Annotated in this window: 23 protein-coding genes; 5 read left to right on the forward strand and 18 right to left on the reverse strand. The window is 67.4% G+C overall.

Annotated features, from left to right (window positions below; translation table 11 throughout):
* Positions 1-15: 15 nt before the first annotated feature.
* The 14 genes from rplE to rpsJ are packed head-to-tail and all read right to left on the reverse strand — an operon-like array spanning position 16 to position 6,496.
* Entirely contained in the window at positions 16-573 is a 558-nt protein-coding gene (rplE, locus tag AC07NB_RS14340; RefSeq protein WP_291837521.1) for a 50S ribosomal protein L5, read from the reverse strand.
* Positions 573-881: a 50S ribosomal protein L24 gene (gene rplX / locus AC07NB_RS14345; RefSeq protein ID WP_494572020.1), complete on the reverse strand. Its 309-nt coding sequence runs from the start codon at positions 879-881 to the stop codon at positions 573-575. Before rplX ends, rplE begins: the two co-directional genes overlap by 1 nt.
* 1 nt (position 882) lies before the next feature.
* The gene (gene rplN, locus AC07NB_RS14350; RefSeq protein ID WP_055832151.1) at positions 883-1,251 is read right to left on the reverse strand and encodes a 50S ribosomal protein L14; all 369 of its coding nucleotides are present in this window, start codon (positions 1,249-1,251) and stop codon (positions 883-885) included.
* 18 nt (positions 1,252-1,269) lie between these two features.
* The gene (rpsQ, locus tag AC07NB_RS14355) at positions 1,270-1,521 is read right to left on the reverse strand and encodes a 30S ribosomal protein S17 (protein WP_141626261.1); all 252 of its coding nucleotides are present in this window, start codon (positions 1,519-1,521) and stop codon (positions 1,270-1,272) included.
* A gap of 9 nt (positions 1,522-1,530) precedes the next feature.
* Complete coding sequence (gene rpmC, locus AC07NB_RS14360; protein ID WP_291837507.1) at positions 1,531-1,728, reverse strand: 50S ribosomal protein L29; 198 nt, start codon at positions 1,726-1,728, stop codon at positions 1,531-1,533.
* Positions 1,728-2,168, reverse strand: coding sequence for a 50S ribosomal protein L16 (rplP, locus tag AC07NB_RS14365; protein ID WP_291837504.1), 441 nt, complete (start codon positions 2,166-2,168; stop codon positions 1,728-1,730). Before rplP ends, rpmC begins: the two co-directional genes overlap by 1 nt.
* A gap of 3 nt (positions 2,169-2,171) precedes the next feature.
* On the reverse strand, positions 2,172-2,927 hold the full coding sequence (rpsC, locus tag AC07NB_RS14370; protein WP_492312740.1) for a 30S ribosomal protein S3: 756 nt from the start codon (positions 2,925-2,927) through the stop codon (positions 2,172-2,174).
* Complete coding sequence (gene rplV, locus AC07NB_RS14375; protein WP_291837498.1) at positions 2,927-3,307, reverse strand: 50S ribosomal protein L22; 381 nt, start codon at positions 3,305-3,307, stop codon at positions 2,927-2,929. Before rplV ends, rpsC begins: the two co-directional genes overlap by 1 nt.
* A 3-nt stretch (positions 3,308-3,310) precedes the next feature.
* Positions 3,311-3,589, reverse strand: coding sequence for a 30S ribosomal protein S19 (rpsS, locus tag AC07NB_RS14380; RefSeq protein WP_141626256.1), 279 nt, complete (start codon positions 3,587-3,589; stop codon positions 3,311-3,313).
* Between the two features lie 2 nt (positions 3,590-3,591).
* Positions 3,592-4,425, reverse strand: a complete 834-nt coding sequence (rplB, locus tag AC07NB_RS14385) for a 50S ribosomal protein L2 (RefSeq protein WP_492312739.1) — start codon at positions 4,423-4,425, stop codon at positions 3,592-3,594.
* A 5-nt stretch (positions 4,426-4,430) separates the two neighbouring features.
* Positions 4,431-4,736 carry a 50S ribosomal protein L23 gene (locus AC07NB_RS14390; protein ID WP_056450366.1) on the reverse strand — a complete coding sequence of 102 codons (306 nt, stop codon included), beginning with the start codon at positions 4,734-4,736 and terminating at the stop codon, positions 4,431-4,433.
* On the reverse strand, positions 4,736-5,410 hold the full coding sequence (rplD, locus tag AC07NB_RS14395; RefSeq protein WP_492312738.1) for a 50S ribosomal protein L4: 675 nt from the start codon (positions 5,408-5,410) through the stop codon (positions 4,736-4,738). Before rplD ends, AC07NB_RS14390 begins: the two co-directional genes overlap by 1 nt.
* A complete protein-coding gene (rplC, locus tag AC07NB_RS14400; protein ID WP_492312737.1) occupies positions 5,410-6,168 on the reverse strand; it encodes a 50S ribosomal protein L3 in 759 nt (252 codons plus the stop codon). Before rplC ends, rplD begins: the two co-directional genes overlap by 1 nt.
* A 22-nt stretch (positions 6,169-6,190) precedes the next feature.
* Complete coding sequence (gene rpsJ / locus AC07NB_RS14405; protein WP_003164367.1) at positions 6,191-6,496, reverse strand: 30S ribosomal protein S10; 306 nt, start codon at positions 6,494-6,496, stop codon at positions 6,191-6,193.
* Positions 6,497-7,240: 744 nt separating this feature from the next.
* On the opposite strand from rpsJ, the gene AC07NB_RS14410 reads away from it, so the two are divergent.
* Together AC07NB_RS14410 and AC07NB_RS14415 are read left to right on the forward strand one after the other, a co-directional pair.
* Entirely contained in the window at positions 7,241-7,999 is a 759-nt protein-coding gene (locus tag AC07NB_RS14410) for a hypothetical protein (protein ID WP_494572021.1), read from the forward strand.
* A 276-nt stretch (positions 8,000-8,275) separates the two neighbouring features.
* Positions 8,276-9,028: an outer membrane beta-barrel protein gene (locus AC07NB_RS14415; protein ID WP_492312736.1), complete on the forward strand. Its 753-nt coding sequence runs from the start codon at positions 8,276-8,278 to the stop codon at positions 9,026-9,028.
* 157 nt (positions 9,029-9,185) lie between these two features.
* Here the strand turns inward: AC07NB_RS14415 and AC07NB_RS14420 are convergent, their stop codons facing one another.
* The 3 genes from AC07NB_RS14420 to AC07NB_RS14430 all read right to left on the reverse strand — a co-directional run bounded on the left by AC07NB_RS14420 (position 9,186) and on the right by AC07NB_RS14430 (position 12,297).
* Positions 9,186-10,079: a GIN domain-containing protein gene (locus tag AC07NB_RS14420; protein WP_291838202.1), complete on the reverse strand. Its 894-nt coding sequence runs from the start codon at positions 10,077-10,079 to the stop codon at positions 9,186-9,188.
* 146 nt (positions 10,080-10,225) lie between these two features.
* The gene (locus AC07NB_RS14425) at positions 10,226-11,134 is read right to left on the reverse strand and encodes a cupin-like domain-containing protein (protein ID WP_494572022.1); all 909 of its coding nucleotides are present in this window, start codon (positions 11,132-11,134) and stop codon (positions 10,226-10,228) included.
* An 8-nt stretch (positions 11,135-11,142) separates the two neighbouring features.
* A complete protein-coding gene (locus AC07NB_RS14430; RefSeq protein ID WP_494572023.1) occupies positions 11,143-12,297 on the reverse strand; it encodes a GNAT family N-acetyltransferase in 1,155 nt (384 codons plus the stop codon).
* A gap of 165 nt (positions 12,298-12,462) precedes the next feature.
* On the opposite strand from AC07NB_RS14430, the gene AC07NB_RS14435 reads away from it, so the two are divergent.
* From AC07NB_RS14435 to AC07NB_RS14445, 3 genes are all read left to right on the forward strand, one after another.
* Positions 12,463-12,630 (forward strand): hypothetical protein, encoded by a 168-nt coding sequence (locus AC07NB_RS14435; RefSeq protein ID WP_291838195.1) that lies wholly within the window; start codon positions 12,463-12,465, stop codon positions 12,628-12,630.
* Positions 12,627-13,391 (forward strand): SGNH/GDSL hydrolase family protein, encoded by a 765-nt coding sequence (locus AC07NB_RS14440; protein WP_492312733.1) that lies wholly within the window; start codon positions 12,627-12,629, stop codon positions 13,389-13,391. Before AC07NB_RS14435 ends, AC07NB_RS14440 begins: the two co-directional genes overlap by 4 nt.
* 73 nt (positions 13,392-13,464) lie before the next feature.
* A complete protein-coding gene (locus AC07NB_RS14445) occupies positions 13,465-14,502 on the forward strand; it encodes a L,D-transpeptidase family protein (RefSeq protein WP_492312732.1) in 1,038 nt (345 codons plus the stop codon).
* Here the strand turns inward: AC07NB_RS14445 and AC07NB_RS14450 are convergent.
* Complete coding sequence (locus AC07NB_RS14450) at positions 14,499-15,008, reverse strand: hypothetical protein (RefSeq protein ID WP_494572024.1); 510 nt, start codon at positions 15,006-15,008, stop codon at positions 14,499-14,501. The genes AC07NB_RS14445 and AC07NB_RS14450 overlap by 4 nt on opposite strands.
* Positions 15,009-15,086 lie beyond the last annotated feature (78 nt).

The raw sequence follows: 15,086 nt of genomic DNA on the forward strand, positions 1-15,086 counted from the left end.
TGTTTCCCTTCCCGCTCAGTTCACGAACGGGAACTTGAACTCGGTGAGGAGAGCCTTGGCTTCCTCATCGGTCTTGGCCGTGGTGCAGACGATGATGTCCATGCCCCACATCTGATCAATCTGGTCGTAGTTGATCTCCGGGAACACGATGTGCTCCTTCAGACCCGTGGCGTAGTTGCCGCGACCGTCGAACGAGGTGCCCTTCAGGCCCCGGAAATCCTTCACGCGCGGCAGCGCGATCGTGATGAACCGGTCCAGGAACTCGTACATCTGGTCGCCGCGCAGGGTGACCTTGCCGCCGACAACCATGCCTTCGCGCAGCTTGAAGCCGGCGATGGAGTTGCGGGCCTTGGTCGGCACGGCCTTCTGACCGGCGATCTGCGTCAGATCCTTGAGGGCGGCGGTCGCCTTCTTGGAGTCGGCCACGGCTTCACCGATGCCCATGTTCAGGACGATCTTGTCCAGCTTGGGGATCTGCATCTCGTTGGTGTAGCCGAACTTGGTCTTCAGCTCGCCGCGGATGCGCGAAACGTACTCGCCCTTGAGGCGCGGGGTGTATTTGGTGTCGGCCATCAGATGACGTCTCCCGTCGTCTTGGCGAAGCGAACCTTCTTGTCGCCTTCAACCTTGAAGCCGACGCGGGTCGCCTTGCCGTTGGCGTCGGCGATCGCGACGTTCGACAGGTGAAGCGACGCTTCCTTGTTCTTGATGCCGCCCTGCGGGTCACCCTGGGTCGGACGCGTGTGGCGCTGAACCATGTTGATGCCCTGAACCAGGACGCGGTTATCGGTCGGAAGGACCTTGAGGACCTGGCCGGTGCGGCCCTTGTCCTTGCCGGTCAGGACGACGACGTTGTCGCCCTTTTTGATCTTGGCGGCCATGTTACAGGACCTCCGGAGCCAGCGAGATGATCTTCATGTGGTTCTTGGCGCGCAGTTCGCGGGGAACCGGGCCGAAGATCCGCGTGCCGACAGGCTCGTTCTGCTTGTTGACGATGACGGCGGCCGACTTGTCGAAACGGATGACAGAGCCGTCCTTGCGCATGATGTCCTTGGCGGTGCGCACGACGATGGCGCGAACGACGTCGCCCTTCTTCACGCGGCCGCGCGGAATCGCTTCCTTCACCGAGGCGACAATGGTGTCGCCCACCGAGGCGTAGCGGCGCTTGGAGCCGCCCAACACCTTGATGCACATGACCCGGCGAGCGCCCGAATTGTCGGCCACCTCCAGGTTAGTTTGCATCTGGATCATAGGATCCGATCCTTCTCTTTACGAAGCCGAGGCGGCCGAGGCGTCCGACAGGACTTCCCAGCGCTTCAGCTTGGACTTCGGGGCGCACTCGACGATGCGGGCCAGGTCACCGACCTTGAGGGCGTTCGCTTCGTCGTGGGCGTGGTACTTCTTGGAGAGACGGACAGTCTTCTTCAGGACCGGGTGCAGCAGGGTGCGCTCGACCTTGACGATGACAGTCTTGTCGCCCTTGTCAGAGACGACCACGCCTTCGAGAATTCGCTTCGGCATATTCGTTCCTTACGCGTTCACGCGCTTCTCGCGCAGAAGCGTCGAGATGCGGGCGATGTCTTTGCGCACTTCACCAACGCGGTGAGTCTTTTCCATTTGGCCGGTGGCGGCCTGGAAACGCAGGTTGAACTGTTCCTTCTTGAGCTTCAGCAGCTCGTCGGACAGCTGGTCGGCGGTTTGCGACCGGAGATCGGCGATCTTGGCCATCAGGCAGCAGCCTCCACATGGGCGACGCCGGCGTCGAGGCGGGTGACCACCTTGGTGCGGACCGGCAGCTTGGCGGCGCCGAGGCGCAGCGCTTCGCGAGCGATGTCGTCCGGCACGCCGTCGATTTCGAACAGGATACGGCCCGGGTGGCAGCGCGCGGCCCAGTGGTCCACGGCGCCCTTGCCCTTGCCCATCCGGACTTCGGCCGGCTTGCCCGTGACGGGCAGGTCGGGGAAGACGCGGATCCAGACGCGGCCCTGACGCTTCATCTGGCGGGTGATCGCGCGGCGGGCCGCCTCGATCTGACGCGCGGTGATGCGTTCCGGCTCGACCGTCTTCAGGCCATACGAGCCGAAGTTCAGCGAGAAGCCGCCTTTGGCCGAACCGTGGATCCGGCCCTTGAAGGCCTTCCGGTACTTGGTTTTCTTCGGTTGCAGCATGACTTAGTTCTCACGTCCCCGGTCACGGCGCGGACCGCGATCCCCACGGGGACCGCCGCGTTCGCGGCCTTCATTCGACGACGGACCCGAGGCTTCCTGGGCCCAACGCTTGTCCTGGGCCATCGGGTCGTGCTCGAGCACTTCCCCCTTAAAGACCCAGACCTTCACACCGATGATGCCGTACGTCGTCTTGGCCTGGATGAAGCCGTAGTCGATGTCGGCGCGCAGGGTGTGCAGCGGCACGCGGCCTTCGCGATACCATTCCATCCGCGCGATTTCAGCGCCGCCGAGGCGGCCCGAAACGTTGATGCGGACGCCCTTGGCGCCGAGACGCATGGCCGACTGCATCGCGCGCTTCATGGCGCGGCGGAAGGCGATCCGGCGTTCCAGCTGCTGCGCGATGTTCTCGGCGATCAGCTGCGCGTCGGTTTCCGGCTTGCGGACTTCGACGATGTTCAGGTGAACTTCGCCTTCAGTGCGGGCCGAGATGTCCTTGCGGAGCTTCTCGATGTCGGCGCCCTTCTTGCCGATCACGACACCCGGACGGGCGGCGTAGATCGTCACGCGGCACTTCTTGTGCGGGCGCTCGATGATGATGCGCGACACGCCGGCGGCTTGCAGGCGTTCCTTGAGCCACGTGCGCAGCGCCAGGTCCTGGTGCAGCAGGCGGGCGTAGTTCGCGCCATCGGCGAACCAGCGGCTGTCCCACGTGCGGTTCACGCCGAGGCGGAAACCGATCGGATTGATTTTCTGACCCATCAGGCGGCCTCGCCGGCTTCACGGACCACAATCGTGATCTCGCTGAACGGTTTCAGGATGCGCGACGAGCGACCACGAGCGCGGCTCGCGAAACGCTTCATCACCAGGTTCTTGCCCACGAAGGCCTCGGCGACGACCAGGTTGTCGATGTCGAGGTTGTGGTTGTTCTCGGCGTTCGAGATCGCCGAATACAGGACCTTGCGGACGTCGGTGGCGATGCGCTTACGGCTGAATTCCAGCTCGTTGAGCGCCTTCTGCACCGGCAGGCCGCGGATCGACTGGGCGACCAGGTTCAGCTTTTGCGGGCTGATCCGGACGTTCACCAGCTTGGCGCGGGCTTCCGTGAGGGCGACCCGGCGGGGATTTTTGGTCTGGGCCATCAGTTACTTCCTTTTGGCCTTCTTGTCCGCCGCGTGACCCGGGAAGTTCCGGGTCGGGGCGAACTCGCCGAACTTCATGCCGACCATCTCTTCAGAGACGATCACCGGCACGTGCTTCTGGCCGTTGTGGACGCCGAACGTCAGACCGACGAACTGCGGCAGGATGGTGGAGCGGCGCGACCAGGTCTTGATCACGTCCTTGCGGCCCGACGTTTGAACGGCGTCGGCCTTCTTGAGCAGATACCCGTCGACAAACGGGCCTTTCCAGGAGGAGCGAGCCATTCTTAGCGAGCCTTCTTAACGTGGCGAGTGCGGATGATGTACTTGTCCGTCGCCTTGTTCTTGCGGGTCCGGGTGCCCTTGGTGTCCTTGCCCCACGGCGTAACCGGGGTGCGACCACCAGAGGTCCGGCCTTCACCACCACCGTGCGGGTGGTCGATCGGGTTCATGGCCACGCCGCGAACGTGCGGACGCCAGCCCATGTGACGCTTGCGGCCGGCCTTGCCGAGGTTCTGGTTCATGTGGTCGGGGTTCGAAACCGCGCCCACCGTGGCCATGCAGCCGTCCAGGACCATGCGAAGCTCGCCCGAGCCGAGACGGATCTGGGCGTAGCCCTGATCGCGACCGACCAGCTGGGCGTAGGCGCCGGCCGAGCGGGCCAGCTGGGCGCCCTTGCCCGGCTTCATTTCGACGTTGTGGATGATCGTGCCGACCGGGATCGAGCGCAGCGGCATCGCGTTGCCCGGCTTCACGTCGACCTTTTCACCGGCGACCACCGAGTCACCCGCCTTCAGGCGTTGCGGCGCGATGATGTAGGCCTTTTCGCCGTCCTCATAGACGATGAGGGCGATGAAGGCGGTCCGGTTCGGATCGTATTCCAGGCGTTCGACGGTCGCCGTGGCGAACTTGCGACGCTTGAAGTCGATCTTGCGGTACAGCGTCTTGGCGCCGCCGCCGCGGAAGCGGACGGCGATACGACCGCCCTGACCGCGTCCGCCCGACTTGGTCAGGCCTTCGGTCAGCGACTTCTCGGGACGGCCCTTGTGGAGCTCCGAGCGGTCGATCAGCACCAGGGCGCGACGGCCCGGCGAAGTCGGATTGTAGGTTTTCAAGGCCATCTGGATCAGAGCCCCGTGGTGACGTCGATCGACTGGCCTTCAGCCAGCGTCACGATCGCTTTTTTGATGTCGACCCGACGGCCCATGATGCCGCGGAAACGCTTGGTCTTGCCCTTTTGAACCAGGGTGTTGACCTTCAGCACGTTGACCTTGAACAGGGCTTCGACCGCAGCGGCGATCTCGTCCTTCGAGGCGTTGTCCGCGACGCGGAAGACGACCTTGTTCTGTTCCGACAGGATCGTGGCCTTCTCGGTGATCACCGGAGCCAGGATGGTGTCGTAGTGACGCGCGGTGGGTTGAGCGCCGGCCATTACGCGGCTCCCTTCACAGCTTGAGCCTGCTCGCTGCGCGAGGGCTTGTAGTCGGCATAGGTGGCCTCGATGGCTTCGACAGCCGCCTTGGTCAGCACCAGTTTGTCAGCCCGCAGGATGTCGTAGACGTTCAGGCCGGCGTTCGGCAGCACGTTCACCATCGGGATGTTGCGAGCGGCCAGACCGAAGTTGGCGTCAACTTCCGGACCGGCGATGATCAGGGCCTTGGCCCAGCCCAGCTTGCCGATGGTTTCGCGCAGACCGGCGGTCTTGGCGTCCTTCAGGGCGATGCTGTCGACGACGACCAGGTCGCCGGCCTTGGCCTTCGACGAGAGCGCGTGACGCAGGGCCAGGGCGCGGACCTTCTTCGGCAGCGAGAAGCCGTGGTCGCGAACGACCGGACCGAAGGCGCGCGAGCCGCCGACGAACTGCGGGGCACGGCGCGAACCGTGACGAGCGCCGCCGGTGCCCTTCTGCTTGTACATCTTCTTGCCCGTACGAGAGTTCTCGTTGCGGGTTTGAACCTTGTGGGTGCCGGCGCGGCGCTTGGCCAGCTGCCAGTTGACGTAGCGGGCCAGCAGGTCGCCGCGGATGTCCGAGATGCCGAAGACGACATCCGACAGTTCCACGTCGCCGGCAGCCTTACCGTCGAGTTTGATGACCGAGAGTTTCATTACGCTTCACCGCCTTCGGTGGACTCGGCGGCCGGGGCTTCCTCAGCCGGCGTCTCAGCCGGTTGAGCCGCAGCGGCGGCCTTGTTCGACTTCACGCCGCCGGGGAACGGGGCGTCGGCCGGGCGGGCCTTCTTGACGGCGTCACGGATCTTGACCCACGTGCCTTCGTGACCGGGGACAGCGCCCTTGATCAGGATCAGGCCGCGTTCCGCGTCAACGCGGAAGACGGTCAGGTTCTGGGTAGTGACGACTTCCTGGCCGAGGTGGCCGGCCATCTTCTTGCCCGGGAACGTACGGCCCGGATCCTGACGGTTACCCGTGGAGCCGTGCGAACGGTGCGAGACCGAAACACCGTGCGTGGCGCGCAGACCGCCGAAGTTCCAGCGCTTCATGGCGCCGGCGAAGCCCTTACCGATGGTCTCGGCTTGGACATCGACCTTCTGGCCGGCGACGAAGTGATCGGCCGAGAACTCGGCGCCCACATCCATCATGGCGTCCGCATCGATGCGGAACTCGGTGACATAGGCCTTCGGTTCCACTTCCAGCTTCGCGAAAGCTTCGCGTTGAGCCTTGTTGGTGTTCTTGGCCTTCTTGGTGCCAGCGCCCAGCTGGAGAGCGACGTAGCCGTCACGCTCCTGGGTACGTTGGCCGACGACTTGGCAGCCGTCGAGCTGAAGCACAGTGACCGGTACGTGCGCGCCGTCATCGGCGAACACGCGGGTCATGCCCAGCTTCTTGGCGATCACGCCCGTGCGCATCGGATCCCGCCTCTTTCTTCGATTAAATCTTGATCTCGACGTCCACGCCGGCGGACAGGTCGAGCTTCATGAGCGCGTCCACGGTCTGCGGGGTGGGGTCGACGATGTCGAGCACGCGCTTGTGCGTGCGGATTTCAAACTGCTCGCGCGACTTCTTATCGACGTGCGGAGAGCGGTTCACGGTGAACTTTTCGATCAGGGTCGGCAGCGGGATCGGACCACGAACGGTCGCGCCCGTGCGCTTGGCGGTGTTGACGATCTCGCGCGTCGAAAAGTCGAGGACGCGGTGATCGAAGGCCTTGAGCCTGATGCGGATGCTTTGATCCATATCGGTAGCTATTCCCAAGCAGGCGAACCTGCGTCCCTGTGAACCATTTCAAAGACCGGAGGTCTTCAGGCCAAAAGGCCTTCAGAGTACGCACGTCCGCAAAAACGATCGGCCCACGCAGTCGCCCGCGGAGGCCGTTGATGTCCCAAGGAGCTGCAAAGAACAGGTACTCAGGTCGTTCCTGCGAACCGCGTCTGCAACCCACCCGAGGGCTTCGTTGCACAGCCGGTCCAACAAGAGTGGGCGCTTATGCCGATTGAGTCCCGATCCGTCAAGCGGCGAAACTGTGTCGGCGCGGGGTTTTCCCCCTATTCGACCAGACGGCCTCCGGCGGCGTTCCAGCGCGGCGGAACAGGGGGAGGATCCCGGCCTGCCGAACCTGTCCCGACCCGCGCCGCGATCCTTTCCGCCTTCCGGCCGATCCCGCCGTCGGACGGTCCTCGCCCTCCCCTATATATAGAGTGATCCGACGCGCGCCCCGCCGCGGCGGAACCTGATCGCCTCGCGCCGACAGAATCGGCGGTCCGCCGCCCGTCTCCATTGAGGCACCCCCACCGAGAACCGCCGGTTTCCGACGCCGGGACGAAACCGCCGCATTCGCGCCACAATGCGTGGCCGTGCCGCCACAGGGTTCGTACGCCATCGGTTTGTGACGCGTTTGTAATGGCAAAGCTCTTTCCCGCGCTGGTAGCCGTGCCGCTCCGCAGCGCGACTCCCCGCAGCTGCCAGCAACCTGTAGGCATCATGAAGACCCTCTTCCTCGCTACGGCCGCCGTCGCGGCCTTCGCCGCCGCCCCCGCCCTGGCCCAAACCGCCCCGACCGGCTCGATCGGCGCCACCTGGAACCAGGCTGAAGCCGACAGCGTCGACGTCGACGGCTACGCCATCGACGGCGTCGTCGCCGGCCCGGTCAAGGGCGACTGGACCGTCACCTTCGGCGCCAAGATGGCGTGGGACGACGGCACGATCGACGACAACAAGACCTTCTCGGGTCAGCTGCACCTGACGCGTGAGTTCAACGGCCTGCGCGCCGGCGGCTTCATCGCCGCCTCCGACGCCGCTCCGGGCGCCAGCCTGCTGAGCGCCGGCGCCGAAGTGCAGAAGTACTTCGACAAGGCCACCCTGACCGGCGCCGTCAGCTACGGCACGATCGACGACCTGGACGCCGACCTGTGGTCGGTGGGCGTCGACGGCGGCTACTACGTCCTGCCGAACCTGCGCCTGAACGCCAACGCCGCCTACAGCAAGATCGACGTCTCGGGCACCGACCTGGACGCCTACAGCTACGGCGCCGCGGCCGAGTACCAGATCAACGGCAGCCCGATGAGCGTCTTCGCTTCGTGGGACCGCACCACCCTGGATGACGTCGACCTGGACGTGGACACCCTGTCGCTGGGCGTGCGCTTCAACTTCGGCGGCGACCTGCAGCAGCGCGAACGCGCCGGCGCCAACCTGACCCGTTCGGTCGGCGGCGCCGCGGGCATCTTCGCCCTGGGCCTCTAAGCCCTGCTGAAGACCTGAAAGACCGGGGCCCCGGCGGAGCGATCCGCCGGGGCCCTTTTCAATTCCGTGGTCGCCCTAAGTCGGCGAGTTCGCGGCGCTTCCGCGGCCTTCGGCCCCAGTCCAGACACAGCGGCGCCACAATGCGTTGCCCATCGGCCACATGGCCCAAAGTGCTGTTTTTGTGACCCTTTTGTAATAGCTCCGCCACGCGGACGGCTGTTAGCAACGCCGCCGTGGCGCCCTCCCCCCGGCGCCGCCCAATAAGGAAATCAAAAAATGAAAAAGTCTCTCGTGCTGGCTTCGGCCGTCGCCGCCACCCTGGTCGCCGCTCCGGCCTTCGCCCAGTCGGGCCCGGTGGGTTCGGTCGGCGTCTCCTACTCGAACAGCTCGGTCGATTTCGGTTCGACCGACGCCGACACCGACAGCTACGCCATTGACGGCGTGGTCGCCGTTGACGCCTTCGCCGGCTGGACCGCCACCTTCGCCGGTTCGGTCGCCCACAACGACGACGCCAACGACACCGGCGTCGCCGGCACGGCTCACCTGACCCGCCTGTCCGGTTCGGACCTGCGCTTCGGCGGCTTCGTCGGCGCGGCCGACGCCGGTGACGAAACCGCCTGGACGTTCGGCGGCGAAGTCCAGAAGTACCTGGCCAACGCCACCCTGACCGGCTCGGTCGCCTACACCACCGCCGACGACATCGACGTCGACGCCTGGACCGTGGCCGGCGACGCCGCCTTCTACGTCACCCCGAACCTGCGCCTGAACGCGGGCCTGGGCTATTCGAAGGTGGACATCGTCGGCACCGACGCCGACCTGTGGACCTACGGCGTGGGCGCCGAGTACGAGATCTCGAACACCCCGTTCTCGGTCGCGGCCGGCTTCAACCGCGGTGACATCGAAGACGTCACCATCGACACCTGGACCATCGGCCTGCGCTACAGCTTCGGCGGCGGTCTCCAGGCTCGCGACCGCGCTGGCGCCGCCCTGCCGGGCGCCGGCGTCGCCGGCCTGCTGGGCGCCCTCTAAGGCTCCCTAGTCGATATCGCGTAAGCGAAGGCCCCGGCGGAGCGATCCGCCGGGGCCTTTTGCTGTCCGGGACCCCCTGCCCGACTGAACGGCGGGCAGGAAAAAGGCCCGGGGGGTTCCACATCCCCGGGCCTTTCCCGTTACGGCGACTGCAGGATCAGTTGCCGATTCTCACGTCCCCTCCGCCCATGATCGAGCGGCTGATCGAGCCGGTGGCGCGGGCGATGGTGACGTCGCCGCCGCCGACGATGGAGACTTCGACGTCCCCGGCGACACCGCCGAAGTTCACGTCGCCCGAGCCGGCGATGCTGATCTCGACATTCGGAGAGGTCCCGTTGCGGACGTCCACGTCGCCGGAGCCGCCGATGGCGACCTCCAGGGGACCGTCGAGGCGCGAGACCGTCACGTCGCCCGAGCCGCCGATCGAGACGTCCAGGTCCCGGGTGGCGCCGGCCGTGACCGAGCCCGAACCGCCGATCGCCACTTCCAGCGAGGACGAGGTCCCGGCGCGGATATCGCCCGAACCGCCGATGCTCAGCGACATCGAGCCGTCGACGTTGGCCACATCCCAGCGGCCGCAGCCGCCGTGACCCAGCTCCAGCGAGCGGGCGCCCCGGCCGACCGAGCCGTAGATGGCGCCGCTGGCGTTCACGTTGACGTCGCGAGGCGTGCGGATGACGATCAGCGGGGCGTCGGCGACGTTCACGCGGCCGACGCCGCGGACCTCGGCCCAGGCACCTTCGCCGGCGCGGCCGCCGTTGGGGCCGTTATTGCAGTTGTTGATGCCGTCGTTGTCGCCGTTGAACAGGCCGCCGCGGCGGCGCAGGCCGCCGTTGACGCGGATTTCGTCGCCGACGCGGGTCACTTCGACGCGCGGCAGGCGGGACGAGCCCTGTTCGACCTCGACGGCCACGTCGGCGCGGTCCTCGACGACCACGGCCACCCGGGCCACGGCGTAGCGGATCTCGACGTTCGGCTCCTTGGCGAAGGCGGGCCCGGCCACGGCGGCGAGGGCGACGGCCGATACGGCGGTGGCGATTGCGAGTTTCATGGTGGACCTCCCTGTCCTGAATGTGAGGAAAGGGTGCGTCCGCCCGGGGCCGAAGTCACTTTAAAACGAGGTCATGACCCCGTTGTAAGAATGCCCGCCGGAAGGCCCGCCCCGCCTGAGGCGGACAGCCTTCCCTGTCTGGAAATTCAGACGCGCAGGGCGCCCGCGCCGTCGGCGACGCCGACCTCCGGCTCGAAATCCCGCTCGAAATGCTCCAGTCGGCTCTTCAGCGCGCCGGTCCGTTTCAGCGCCAGCGAGGCGGCCCAGCGCGCCGCCAGCTCCGGCGTCGCCATCCGGTCGGTCATGCGCGGCCGCGCGCCCCGGCTGCGCAGCACGGCGTTGGTGTACAGCGCCCCGTTGCGGAACCGCGACGGCCAGGTCTGGAAGTCCATCGACAGGGAGACGCAGAACCGGTCCAGGTTCTCCACCCGGTGCGGCGCGTAGATCGGCCAGGTCAGGGCCTGCCCCGGCTCCAGGTCCATCACCTGCGCGTCCTGTTCGAACGCCAGGGTGTAGGGCAGTTCCTCGGTCGTCTGGCGCGCGACCACCTGCTCCATGTTCTTCTCGGGCAGGTGCTGCTCGTCGCCCGGATAGACGTAGACCCGCTTGCGCCCGCGCATGTGGAACAGGACCACGCCCGCCGGATCGAAATGATAGGGCACCCGCGCCTTGGGCGAGGACAGGATCAGCTGTCCGGCGTTCTTCACCGCCCGCATCCCCGGATAGGCGCCCTGCACCTTGCCGAACTCGGTCAGGGCGGCGGCCCACAGCTCCGGCCAGCCGGTCTCGACCTCGCGCATGTTGACCCACAGCCGGCCCCGCTGGATCGCGGCCAGCAGCTCGGCGCCGTCCAGACGACCGCGCGCGCCGGTGCGCAGGCTGACCTGCCCATCGTCGTCGTAGTCGTACAGGTTGATGTCGAACAGCTCGGCCGGATAGCGGTCCAGGATGGCCGCCAGCGACTCGTCGGTGGCGAAGCCCTGCTCCACCAGCGTGTGCGGATGGACCTGGGCCTGATGGATCGGGCCGGAATAGCGGGTGCGGGTTTCGGTCATGGAGTGTCTCAGGCCGGAACGCGGTTGGTGGAAGACGCACGGGCCTTTGCAAGGGCGGCGCCCGCCGCCTGCATCGCGCCCTTGAAGCGGTTGGCCGAGGTGGTTTCGCAGGCTTCGATCGCGGCCCAGCGGCGGCGCACGCTGGCGCGCAGCTTCTCGCCGCGCCCCTCGCCCGCCAGATCCAGCGCCCTGACCGCCGCCTGGCTGACCGTCGCGCCGAGACCGGGCTTCAGGACCATCGCCTCGCGGACGACGTGCGCCCCGTTGCAGAAGTATTTCTTGTAGTGCTCGCCCTCGAACCCGAAGTCGAAGGTGCGGTAGCCCAGCGCGGCGGCCAGCCGCATGGTGTCCATGCTCAGCAGGATGCCGGGCGAGCAGCGCGCCAGCGAGGGCTCATAGCCGGGGAACCAGAAATGATACTGGTCGCCCGCGTGCAGCGAGAATTCGATCGCCGTCAGCCGGTCACCGGCCCACAGCCCCGCCATCGAGGCGCCGAAGCCGTTCTCGCCCTGGGTCTGCAGCAGGGCGTGCAGCAGGTCGGCGGTCCAACCGCAGGCGAAGATGTCGTGCCGGTTGGTGCGCCTGTACTGATCCCGCTTCAGGTCGATCAGCCAGTCCAGCAGCTTGGGATCGTGCAGGCCGCGCTCGACCCGCAGCGGGCCCAGTTCGGCCTCCATGCTGCGGCGGGCGCGTTCCTTGTCCTTGAAGAATTTGCCGAAGGTCGCACGCCGCTCGGCGTACCAGCCGTCATAGCCGTCGTCGCCCAGTTCGACCTGCACCGTCCGCCGGTCCTCGCCCAGCGGGGTGTCGCCGACCCAGGCGGTGACGTTCAGGCGGGCCCCGCCCAGCAGAACCGAGACCTCTTCCAGCGTCGGGCCGTCGCCCGGGCGGGCGATGACCCCGTGATAGTCGTTCATCGGCGCGGCCAGCGGCTGGATCGCCGATCCGCGGCGCTGGTGCGGGAAGAACCCGGTGATCTCGCCGTCCCGCGAGAAGACAGCCACCGCCGCGTACGGGCTGACCTGTCCGGCCACGCGGGTGAAGCTGGGCCGGAAATAGGGACTGTTCAGCGCCGGGTTGGCCTCCAGGAAGGCGCGCCACGCCGCCCACTCGGCCTCGCCCAGTTCGCTCGCCTTGAGGATGTCGACCTTGAACCCGGTCATAGCCGTCCTTCCGCCCCCCGGACCGTCGTTTCCGGGCCGTTGCAGCAGACGTCATGCCACGGCGCCCGTTTCGGCCCGGTGAGCGTTCATCGTTAATGAATCCTGCCCGCGGGAGCCCCCCGCGCGTCATTGACGTTGACCTTGTCCCATCCTCAGGAGAGCCTCATGGCCGATCCCAAGCGCCCGCCCAGCCGCGAAACCGAGAACGAAAACCAGCGCCCCGACCGCGACGGCCAGCCCCCGCGTCCCGCCACCGAACCGGCGGGCTCGGGAGACTCGTCAAACTCGGGCGAAACCGCCACCGACCCCGCCACCGGAAAGCCCAATCCTTGAAGACAGCCGTCCTTCTGTCCGCCTTCGCTCTCGCCGTCCCCACGACCGCCCTCGCCCAGCGAGCGCCCGCGCCTGTTCCCGCCCCGGCCATCGCGGTCTGCCCGCTGGAGACCGGCTTCGTCGCCGACAACGGCGGCCTGACGCGCAGCCGGGCCGCGGTCCGTGCCGGCCGCCTGACCATTCTCGCGGTCGGCTCGTCCTCCATCGAGGGCGTCGGCGCCAGCCGCCGCGAACTCGGCTTCGCCCCCCTGCTGGAACGCGGGCTGGAGCGGCGCATGCCCGGCGTGGACGTGACGGTGATCAACCGGGGCATCGGCGGCGAGACGGCCCGGGAGACGGCCAACCGGCTGGAGCGCGAACTGGCCGCCGGCCGCGTCGACCTGGTCATCTGGCAGTTGGGCACCAATGACGTGCTGCGCGACCGGATGGTCGACGATGTCTTCGCCGACTTCCACCGGGGCGAGGCGGTGCTGCGGGCAGCCGATGTCGATGTGCTGCTGATCGACCCGCAGCGCCTGCCGGAGGACACCCGCAACATGTCGTTCCGGGGCCGCAATCCGGCGCTCGGCGAGATGGCCCGCCGGATCGCCGAGGAGGGCCGCAAGGGCGGCTACGCCGTGCTCCGCCGCTTCGACGCCATGGCCGGCTGGTCCGGACTGGAGCGCGGCGGCGTCGGTCCGGACGATCTGCACCTCAATGACGCCGGCTACGCCTGCTGGGCCGAGGTGACCGCGGAAGGCCTGGCGCCCCGGTTGCTCTGACCCGGCGACCGGCGTTCGGGAACAAGCCCCGCCGGGGCGGGTTGGCTTCGGACCTGCAACGCACCGGAACCGCATGACCTTTCGCCTGATCCTCGCCTCGACCAGCCTGCTCGCCCTCGCCGCCTGCGGCCAGCCCGACCGCCCCGCCGACGCCCCCGCGGCGGCCCAGGCGGGCGCGCCCGTTCTCACCGCGAACCAGATCGACGAGGCCCGGATCACGACGCCCGTGGTCGCCGCTCCGCCGGCCCAGGCGCCCGCGCCCGGCGCCGTGGTTCCGCCCGATCCGGCCCTGGTGCGGCTGCAGGTCCTGCTGGACCGCTCGACCTTCTCTCCGGGCGTCATCGACGGTCTGGCGGGCTCCAACCTGCGCCAGGCGGTGGCGGCCTACCGCAAGGCCGCCGGAATGCAGGGCGACGCCATCGACGCCGAACTGATGGCGAAACTGACCCAGGCGGACGGCGCCCCGGCCATGACCACCTACACCCTCAGCGCCGCCGACGCGGCGGGTCCCTTCAGCCCGCCGCCCGGCGAACTGGCCGAACAGGCGGCCAGGGGTGTTCACTATTCCAGCCCGCGGGAGCGCCTCGCCGAGCATTTCCATATTTCCGAGACCCTGCTGCAGGGCCTGAACCCGGGCGTCGACTTCCGCCGGGCGGGCCAGCGCATCATGGTGCCCGCCATCGGCGCCGCGCCCCTGCCCGCCGAAGTGGATCACATCGTGGTCGACAAGGCCGAGGGTTCGGTGAGGGCCTTCGCCGCCGACGGCCGCCTGCTGGCCTTCTATCCCGCCACCATCGGCAGCGGCGACAATCCGACCCCCAGCGGCACGGTCCGGGTCAACGGCGTCGCCCGTAACCCGGACTACACCTACGACCCGGCCAAGCTCAGCTACGGCCCCGGCGACCGCAAGATCGTCGTCCCCGCCGGACCCAACAATCCGGTCGGCGTGGTCTGGATCGACCTGAACAAGCCCAGCTACGGCATCCATGGCACGCCGGATCCGGAGAAGATCGGCAAGACGGCCTCGCACGGCTGCGTCCGCCTGACCAACTGGGACGCCTGGCAGCTGGCGGCGGCGGTGAAGCCGGGGGTCGAGGTGCGATTCGTCTAGGCCGGAGAAAGATGTCCGTGCCTCGCCACGACACGGCGGCAGAGAGCGACAAAGTCCGCAAGGCTCATGTCGTGCTTGCTGTCGTTGGTGCGCCAGCCGCAGATGACGAAGTCATAGCCGTCGCCGTCACCGCTGACGTGATCGACTGAGGGAAGCAGCGCAAACCCGGCCTTGTAGGCGGACCGCCCCGCCTTTGAAGCCGCATTGTCATAGGTGCTTATCTGAGCCCAGTTCAGGGGCTCGCCCGTATAGTGATCCAGTCCGCCCGACGCCACGACCGCGGCGTGGATGGCCGTCTTGTAGGCGCTGACGGTGACGGGCCAGGTCACGCGCTTGCGGTCCCGGATCACGTGGGCCTGGGCCTTGCGGTGGAGCCAACGGACGTACTGCTCTCGCGTCACGACGCCGCTCAGGAAATCAGGAAGCGAATACAACACCGGCATCGGATCATCCTTCGGAAGCGCAAAAGAAAAGCCCCGCCGGATCGCTCCGGCGGGGCTCTTCAACTCAGATCGTCAGACCGTCGATTACTCGATGATCTTGGCGACGACGCCGGCGCCGACGGTGCGGCCGCCTTCACGGAT

This window comes from Brevundimonas sp. GW821-FHT09G01 (assembly GCF_059416065.1).